The 9,946-nt window shown below is 73.1% G+C and carries 1 protein-coding gene and 1 pseudogene; both read right to left on the minus strand.

The features are described 5' to 3' along the window. The coding region (locus J7E86_RS22295) for a type I polyketide synthase (protein ID WP_308312681.1) at nt 1-3,802 on the minus strand (3,802 nt) is incomplete at its 3' end. A 70-nt stretch (nt 3,803-3,872) separates the two neighbouring features. After that, nucleotides 3,873-9,941: pseudogene (locus J7E86_RS22300) on the minus strand (SDR family NAD(P)-dependent oxidoreductase); the annotation flags it as partial. Nucleotides 9,942-9,946: the final 5 nt, after the last annotated feature.

Here is a 9,946-nt window from a genome sequence, read left to right on the forward strand (position 1 = left end):
CAGCCCGCACATCACCGCCACCATCACTCGGCGCAAGCGACACCGCGACAACGTCAGGGACATCGGCCTCGGAAACAGGAAGACTCTCCTGGACCTGGACCTCTCCCTCAGCACCCGAGAGACCGCGCCGCACCCACTCCACCCGGTACAGCGGTCGCTTCTCCCCCGCCAGCTGGTCGGCCGTCACCGGTCGCAGCATCAGCTGGTCCACGGAGAGCACCTGCCGGCCCGCGCCGTCCGCGACGCGCAGCGACACCGAGTCCTGGCCGGCCGGTGCCAGGCGTACGCGCAGTGCCGTGGCACCCGTCGCGTACAGGCTCACGCCGCTCCAGGAGAACGGGATCCGCCCCTGGCCGGTGTCCTCGACGAAGTCGCCCATGCCGACGGCGTGCAGGGCGGCGTCCAGCAGGGCCGGGTGCACTCCGAAGCCCGTGGTGTGCACGCCTTCCGGCAGCGCGATGTCGGCGAACACCTCGTCGCCGCGGCGCCAACCCGCCCGTACGCCCCTGAAGACGGGCCCGTACTCCAGGCCGAGGTCGGCCATGCGGTCGTACAGGGCGGAAGAGTCGACCGGGGTAGCCCCGGCCGGGGGCCACTCGGTGAGGTCGAACTCTTCACGGTGGCCGACCGTGAGCGTGCCCGTGGCGTGGCAGGTCCACGGTTCGGTGGCGGAGGCGTCGTCGGGCCGCGCGTACACGCGCACGGCTCGCCGGTCCTCTTCCGAGGCCCCGTCGACGATGACTTGGAGCTGGATGCCGCCTTGGGCGGGCAGGAACAGCGGAGCGGCGAGGGTGAGTTCGTCGACCCGGTCGCAGCCGACCTGGTCGCCGGCCCGTACGGCCAGTTCGACCAGCGCGGTGCCCGGGAGCAGCACTGTGCCCATGACGACGTGGTCGGCCAGCCAGGGGTGGGTCGCCAGGGACAGCCGTCCCGTCAGCAGCAGCCCCTCACCGTCGGCCAGACCCACCGCGGCGCCCAGCAGCGGGTGGTCGGCTGACCCCAGGCCCGCGCCGGTGAGGTCACCGGTGGCGGGGCGGGTCTCGAGCCAGTACCGCTCGCGTTGGAACGCGTAGGTGGGGAGGTCCACGGGGTCGGTGTCGCGGCCGGCGAACACCGCCTCCCAGTCGAGGCCGACGCCGTGTACGTACAGGTGGGCGAGGGCCGTGGTGACAGCCTCCGCTTCGGGGCGGCCCGTACGCAGGGACGGGACGGCGGTGGCGGCGGTCTCGTCCAGGGAGTCCTGGGCCATGGCGGTCAGGACGCCACCGGGGCCGACCTCCAGGAAGGTGGTCACGCCTTCGGCTGAGAGCGTCGTGACCGCGTCGGCGAAGCGGACGGCCCGGCGGACGTGGCGCACCCAGTATTCGGGGTCGCACAGCTCGTCAGCCGCTACGAGCCGGCCCGTGAGGGTGGAGACGATGGGCAGCGTGGGGGCCGAGTAGGTCAGCCCGGCCGCGATCTCACGGAACTCCGCCAGCATCGGTTCCATCAGCGGGGAGTGGAAGGCGTGGGAGACCGACAGGCGCTTGGTCTTACGACCCTCCAGGCGCCCGACCACCGCCATGACCGCGTCCTCGGCGCCGGACAGGACCACCGACGTCGGCCCGTTGACGGCCGCGATCCCTGCCTCGGACTCGTGGCCGGCCAGCAACGGAAGGACCTCCTCCTCCGTGGCCTGCACCGCCACCATCACACCACCGCGCGGCAGCGCCTGCATCAGCCGGCCACGAGCCGCCACGAGAGCCGCGGCGTCCGTCAGGGACAGAACCCCGGCCACATGCGCGGCAGCCAGCTCACCGATCGAATGACCGGCCAGATAGTCCGCCCGCACACCCCACGACTCCACCAGACGGAAGAGAGCGACCTCGATCGCGAAGAGGGCGGGCTGCGCGAAGCCCGTCTCGTTCAGCGGCTCGGCGTCCTCGCCGAACACCACATCCCGCAACGGACGCTCCAGCCGCCCGTCCAGCTCCCCGCACACCGCGTCGAAAGCCTCCGCGAACACCGGGAACGACGCGTACAACTCGCGCCCCATCCCCGACCGCTGACTCCCCTGACCCGAGAACAGCAGGGCGACGGTCTGTCGCGCGGCGGCCACACCGGTGACCAGCCCTGCCGCGCCCTCGCCGCGTGACAGCGCGTCGAGGGCCTCGCGCAGGTCGTCGTGGTCCGTGGCGATGACCGCGGCACGGTGGTCGAGTGCGGCGCGTGTCGTCGCCGTGGCGAGGCCGAGGGCGGCCAGTGGCACGGTGCCGGGCTGTGAACCGGTGTGGCGCAGCAGGCGGCCGGCCTGGGCGCGCAGGGCCTGCGGCGTCTTCGCGGAGAGGACGACGGGGGCCGGCAGTGAGCGGACGGCCGGGGTGCGCCGGGCTTCGGCGGGCTCACCCGCCACGGGTTCGGGTTCGGGGGCCTCTTCGATGATGGTGTGGGCGTTGGTGCCGCTGAAGCCGAAGGAGGACACGCCGGCGCGCCGGGGGCGCCCCTCCCCCGCCCATGCGACGGGGTCGGTGAGCAGGCGTACCGCGCCCGCCGACCAGTCGACGTGCGGTGTCGGCTCGTCCACGTGCAGGGTCCTGGGGAGGACGCCGTGCCGCATGGCCTGCACCATTTTGATGATGCCGCCGACGCCGGCCGCCGCCTGGGTGTGGCCGACGTTGGATTTGAGCGATCCCAGCCAGAGCGGCCGGTCGGCGTCCCGTTCCCGCCCGTACGTGGCGAGCAGGGCCTGGACCTCGATCGGGTCGCCCAGGGTCGTGCCGGTGCCGTGCGCCTCCACGGCGTCCACGTCCGCCGGGGACAGGCCGGCGTTGGTGAGGGCCTGGCGGATGACGCGCTGCTGCGAGGGGCCGTTGGGGGCGGTCAGGCCGTTGGAGGCGCCGTCCTGGTTGACGGCCGAGCCTCGGATGACGGCCAGCACGGGGTGGCCGTTGCGCCGCGCGTCGGAGAGGCGCTCCACGAGGAGCATGCCGACGCCCTCGGCCCAGCCGGTGCCGTCGGCCGCCGCCGCGAAGGGCTTGCAGCGGCCGTCGGCCGCCAGGCCGCGCTGGCGGCTGAAGTCGACGAAGGAAGTGGGCGTGAGCATGGCCGTGACGCCGCCGGCCAGTGCCATGTCGCATTCGCCCTGGCGGAGGGCCTGTACGGCGAGGTGGAGTGCCACCAGCGACGACGAGCACGCGGTGTCGACGGTGACGGCCGGGCCTTCGAGTCCGAAGGTGTAGGCGACGCGGCCGGAGACGACGCTGGCCGCGCTGCCCGTGCCGATGTAGCCCTCGACGTCCTCGACCGCCTGCTGGAGTACGGACGTGTGGTCGTGGTACATCACGCCGGCGAAGACGCCGGTGCGGCTTCCCTTGAGGGCGGTCGGGTCGATTCCGGCGCGTTCGAAGACCTCCCAGCACGATTCCAGCAGGATGCGCTGCTGGGGGTCCATGGTGAGGGCTTCGCGCGGGGATATCTCGAAGAGTCCGGCGTCGAACAGGTCGATGTCCTCGAGGAATCCGCCCGACCGCACATGGCTGGTGCCCCGGGTGTCCGGGTCGGGGTCGTAGAGCGCGTCCAGGTCCCAGCCGCGGTCGGTGGGGAACCCGGATATGGCGTCCCCGCCGTCCACGAGCAATTGCCACAGGTCTTCCGGCGAGGCGACTCCGCCGGGGAAGCGGCAGCTCATCGCGGTGATGGCGATCGGCTCGCGCTGAGCCTCGTCGATCTCCTGCAGCCGCTCGCGGGCCTCGTGCAGGTCCGCTGTCACTCGCCTGAGGAAATAGCGCAGCTTTTCCTCGTTGTTCACCTGAGGGTCGTTCACCGGAAGGTCACCTCTTGCAGAAAGCCCATGGAGCGGAAGGTCGGGAAACACATGACGGGGAGGGGCAGGGTCAGGAGATCCCGAATTCCTTGCCGATGAAGTCGAACATTTCGTCGTCGGTCGCGGACCGGAGGTCGTCGACATTGGCGCCCTGTTGCCCCGAGGCGGGGTCCGAGGCGGCCGCGTCCGTCGCCCACTGGGCCGCCAGGGACTGGAGCCGCGTCGCGATGGCGGTACGGCCGTCGCCGTCGTGGGCCGCGTGGTTCAGCGCCGCCTCGATCCGGTCGAGTTCGGCGAGCAGCGCCGTGACGCCCTGGTCCTGATCGTCGCGGCCCGGGCCACCGGCGGGAGCCGTCTCGGCCCGCAGGTACGCCACGAGGTCATCGGGCGTCGGGTAGTCGAAGATCAGGGACGGGGGAAGGCGCAGGCCGGTGGCGGAGGCCAGCCGGTTGCGCAGTTCCACCGCCGTCAGCGAGTCGAACCCGAGGTCCCGGAACGCCTGGCCGGGCCGTACGGCGTTCGGCGAGGGCAGGTCGAGCACGGCGGCGACGTGGACGCAGACCAGGTCCAGGAGCAGCTTGTTCTGCTCGGCCTCGGTGAGCCCGGCCAGTCGCGACGCGAGCGGAGGCGCCTCGGTGACCGTCGCGTTCGCCGCGGCTGTCCGGCGTGCGGGTACGCGCACCAGTCCTCGCAGCAGCGCGGGCAGGGAGCCCGCCGCGGCCCGGACGCGCAGCCCGGCCTCGTCCAGTCGTACGGGCACCACTGTCGTCCCGCCGGCCGGGGCGGCCGCGGAGGCCGTGTCGAAGAGGGCCAGGCCCTCCTCGGTGGAGAGCGGAAGGACTCCGCTGCGGGCCATCCTGCCCCGGTCGGCGTCGTTCAGCTCGCCGGTGATGCCGCTGCTCTCGGCCCACAGGCCCCAGGCCAGCGACACCGCCGGCAGCCCGGCCGCCCGCCGCTGCTGGGCCAGCGCGTCGAGGAACGCGTTGGCGGCCGCGTAGTTGCCCTGCCCGGCGCTGCCGAACACGCCGGCCGCCGAGGAGAACAGCACGAACGCCGAGAGCTCCATGTCCCGCGTCAGCTCGTCCAGGTGCAGCGCCGCGTCCACCTTCGGCCGGAAGACCCGGTCGATGCGCTCGGGTGTCAGCGCGGAGACGATGCCGTCGTCCGTGACTCCCGCCGCGTGCACGACACCCGTCAGCGGGTACTGGTCCGGTATAGCCGCCAGGACCTCGGCCAGCGCGCCGCGGTCGGCGACGTCGCAGGCCGCCACGGTGACCCGGGCGCCGTGCGCGCTCAGTTCCGCCTCCAGCTCGGCCATGCCCTCGGCCGCGGCCCCGCGCCGGCTGACCAGCAGCAGCTGCCGGACGCCGTGCTCGGTCACCAGGTGGCGGGCCACCAGCCGGCCCAGGGTGCCGGACGCGCCGGTCACCAGGACCGTGCCCTCGGCGGTGAAGGCCACGCCCTCGGCCGCCGCCGGCACCGCCCGCGCCAGCCGGGGCACCAGCACCTCGCCGTTGCGTACCGCGAACTGCTCCTCCCCCGCGTCGAGCAGCGCCGGAAGGGCCCGTACGGACGCGGGGTCGCGGTCGAGGTCGACCAGGACGAACCGGTCGGGGTTCTCCGTCTGCGCCGAGCGCACCAGGCCGCGGATGGCCGCCTGGGCCGGGTCGACCTCCTTGTCGCCCTCCTTCGTGGCCACGGCGTTGCTGGTCAGCACGACGAGCCTGGCGTCCGCCCGGTCCTCGTCGGCGAGCCACTCCTGGAGCAGGCCCAGCGTGCGGTGCGCGGTGGTCCGCGCGTGGTGTGCGGGACGGTCGCTGTCGGCGTGGATGCCCACGGTCGCCAGGACGACGGTGGGAGCGGGCGCGCCGCCCGTCCCGTCGCCACCGGCGTGCGGCACGCTCGCCAGGTCCGGGTGGAACGCGACGCTCATGCCCGCTTCCTCGACGGCCGCGCGCAGCCCGTCGTCGTCACCGACCACGACCCACGATCCGCTCATCGGAACCTCCGGAGTGAGTAGGGGGGTCCAGTCGACGCGGTACAGGGAGTCCGCGCCGCTGGGCCGTGCCTGTGCGAGCTGGTCGGCCGAGACCGGGCGCAGGGCGAGCGAGTCGACCGAGGCGACCGGCCGGCCCGTACCGTCCGCGAGGCTCAGTGCCACGGCGTCCTGGCCGGACGCGGCGGCCGTCAGCCGGACCCGCAGCGTGGTGGCGCCGGTGGCGTGCACGGCCACACCGCTCCAGGAGAACGGGATGCGCGCCCGACCGGTGTCCGGCAGCAGTCCGCCGAGGCCGATCGCGTGCAGCGCGGAGTCCAGCAGCGCCGGGTGCACGGCGAAGCCTGCGGCCTCCGTGCCCTCGGGCAGGGTGACCTCGGCGAACACCTCGTCGCCGCGGCGCCACAGCCCCTTGAGGCCCTGGAACACGGGCCCGTAGCCGAGGCCGAGTTCGGCCAGGCGCTCGTACGCGCCGTCGAGATCCACCGCGGAGGCGCCGGGGACCGGCCACTGCGCGAGGTCGAACGCGTCCTCGTCGGCGACGAGGGCGGGTGCGACCGTGCCGGTCGCGTGGGAGGTCCAGGCGTCGGCCGCGTCGGCGGCCTCCGGGCGCGAGTAGATCGTCACCGGGCGCCGGCCCGCCGCGTCGGGGCCGCCCACGACGACCTGCAACCTGACCGCACCCTGTGCCGGCAGGACGAGCGGCGCGCCCAGGGTCAGCTCGTCGAGGTGCCCGCAGCCCACCTCGTCGGCGGCCCGCACCGCGAGGTCCACGAGGGCGGTACCGGGCAGGAGGACCGTCCCCAGCACCGTGTGATCCGCCAGCCAGGGCTGGGCGGACAGCGACAACCGTCCGGTCAGCAGGGCGCCTTCGCCATCGGCCAGCGCGACGGCGGCACCGAGGAGCGGGTGCCCCGCCGCCGTGAGCCCGACCGAGGCCGGGTCACCGGCCGCGGTACCGGACTCCAGCCAGTAGCGGCGGCGCTGGAAGGCGTAGGTGGGGAGGTCCACGGGGCGGTCACCGGCACGGCCGGCGAAGAACGCGGGCCAGGCGATGGGGGTGCCGTTGACGTGGAGGTGGGCGAGGGCCGTGGTGAGGGCGATGTCCTCGGGGCGGTCGGTGCGCAGGGACGGGATCGCGGTGGCGGTCTCGTCCAGGGAGTCCTGGGCCATGGCCGTCAGGACGCCGCCGGGGCCGATCTCCAGGAAGGTACGGGCGCCTTCCGCAGCCAGCGTGGTGACCGCGTCGGCGAAACGGACCGCCTGACGGACGTGGCGGACCCAGTACTCCGGGTCGCAGAGTTCATCCGCCGCCACCAGCTCACCGGTGAGGGTGGAGACGATCGGGATCACCGGGGCGGAGAAGCTCAGCCCCTCCGCGACCGTACGGAACTCCGCCAGCATCGGCTCCATCAACGGGGAGTGGAAGGCGTGGGAGACCGTGAGGCGCTTGGTCTTACGACCCTCCAGGCGGCCGACGACAGCCATGACCGCGTCCTCAGCGCCGGACAGGACCACCGACGTCGGCCCGTTGACCGCCGCGATGCCCGCCTCGGACTCATGGCCCGCCAGCAGCGGCAGGACCTCGTCCTCGCTCGCCTGGACGGCCACCATCACGCCGCCGGAAGGCAGCGCCTGCATCAACCGGCCACGAGCCGCCACGAGAGCCGCAGCATCCACAAGTGACAGCACCCCCGCCACATGCGCCGCAGCCAGCTCACCGATCGAATGACCGGCCAGCACATCCGCCCGCACACCCCACGACTCCACCAACCGGAACAGAGCGACCTCAATCGCGAAGAGGGCAGGCTGCGTAAAGCCCGTCTCATTCAGCAGCTCGGCATCCTCACCGAAGACCACATCCCGTACGGACTCGCCGAGTTGCCGGTCCAACTCCCGGCACACCCTGTCAAAGGCTTCCGCGAAGGCAGGGAAGGCGTCATACAGCTCACGCCCCATCCCCAACCGCTGACTCCCCTGACCCGAGAACAACACCGCGAGCTTGCCCTCGCGCCCCGCCTCGCCCTCGACCACCTGGGCCGAAGAAGAACCCTCGGCAACCGCCCGCAGCCCGGCCGTCAGTTCGTCGAGGTCCGAACCGACCACGACCGCACGGTGCTCCAGCGCCGCCCGCGAGGTCGCCAAGGACAGACCGATGTCCGCCAGGCACAGGTCCGGGCGCTGCTCGACGTACGAGCTCAGCCGTGCGGCCTGCTCCCGCAGTGCCGCCGGGTCCTTCGCGGAGAGCACCCACGGGGTGGTCCCTCCGTCCGTGGCCGGAGAAGGTTCGTACTCCTCCTGCGGGCCCTGCTCGATGACGACGTGGGCGTTGGTACCGCTGACGCCGAACGATGACACACCCGCCCGGCGCGGCCGGCCGTTGTCCGACCACTCCACGGGCTCCGTCACCAGTCGCACGGCGCCTGCCGACCAGTCGACGTGGGCCGTGGGCTCGTCCACGTGCAGGGTCTTCGGGAGCACTCCGTGGCGCATGGCCATGACCATCTTGATGACGCCCGCGACACCGGCGGCGGCCTGCGTGTGGCCGATGTTGGACTTCACCGAGCCCAGCCACAGCGGCCGGTCGCCGTCCCGTTCCCGCCCGTACGTGGCGAGCAGCGCCTGGGCCTCGATCGGGTCACCCAGGGTGGTGCCCGTGCCGTGCGCCTCGACCGTGTCGATGTCGGCCGGGGTGAGGCCGGCGCTCGCCAGCGCCTGCCGGATGACCTTCTGCTGTGCCGGGCCGTTCGGGGCCGTCAGGCCGTTGGAGGCGCCGTCCTGGTTGACGGCGCTGCCGCGGACGACCGCCAGTACCTGATGCCCGTTGCGCCGCGCGTCCGAGAGACGCTCCACGAGCAGCATGCCCGCGCCTTCCGCCCATCCGGTGCCGTCGGCGGACGAGGCGAACGCCTTGCAGCGGCCGTCGGCCGAGAGGCCGCGCTGGCGGCTGAACTCCACGAACGTGCTGGGCGTCGACATGACCGTCACGCCGCCGACCAGGGCGAGCGAGCACTCGCCCTGTCGCAGCGCCTGCGCCGCGAGGTGCAGAGCCACCAGCGACGACGAGCACGCCGTGTCGACGGTGACCGCCGGGCCCTCCAGACCGAAGGTGTAGGCGACCCGACCCGAGGCGACGCTTCCGGAGCTGCCCATACCCATGTGGCCCTCAAGGCCGTCCGGTACGGCGGCGATCCGCGAACCGTAGTCGTGGTACATCACACCCGCGAACACGCCCGTCCGCGAACCGCGCACCGTCACCGGGTCGATGCCTGCCCGCTCGAACGCCTCCCACGACGTCTCCAGCAGCAGCCTCTGCTGCGGGTCCATCGCCAGGGCCTCGCGCGGCGAGATTCCGAAGAAGGCGGGGTCGAAGTCGCCGGCCTCGTAGAGGAAGCCGCCCTCCCGCGTATAGCTGGTGCCGGTGTGGTCCGGGTCCGGGTGGTAGAGGGCTTCCAGGTCCCAGCCGCGGTCGGCGGGGAATCCGCCGATGGCGTCGCCGCCCTCCGCGACCAGCCGCCACAGTTCGTCCGGGCTCTGGATGCCACCGGGGAACCGGCAGCTCATGCCCACGATCGCGATCGGCTCGTCGGTGGCCGCCGCCGGCACCGGGGCGGCGTCCGCCGCGTCCGGGGAAGAACCGACCAGTTCCTCCAGCAGGTACTGCGCCAGCACCTCGGGGGTCGGGTGGTCGAAGACGAGCGTCGCCGGGAGGCGGAGGCCGGAGGCCGTGTTCAGCCCGTTGCGGAGCTCGACGGCGGTCAGGGAGTCGAAGCCGAGCTCCCGGAACTGGCGGTCCACCGCCACGGAGCCCGCCGACTCGTGGCCCAGGACCGCCGCCACCTGCTCACGGACGAGTTCCCGCATGGCCTCGTATTGCGCGGCCTTCGAGAGGCCGCCGAGCCGTTGCGCGAGCGAGGACTCCGCGCGTCCTGTCTGCGCACCGGCCGGCGCCGTTCGGCGCACGGGCGTACGGACGAGGCCGTGGAACAGTGCCGGCAGGGCGCCGGACCGTGCCTGCTCGCGCAGTGCCGTCGCTTCCAGGCGGGCCGGTACGACCACGGGCAGGCCGGCGCGGTTCGCGGCATCGAACAGCGCCAGGCCCTCCGCGGCCTGCAGCGCCACGAGCCCGGTGCGGGAGATGCGGCGCT

It is taken from the genome of Streptomyces sp. ISL-11 (assembly GCF_018614525.1).
GTDB lineage: Bacteria > Actinomycetota > Actinomycetes > Streptomycetales > Streptomycetaceae > Streptomyces.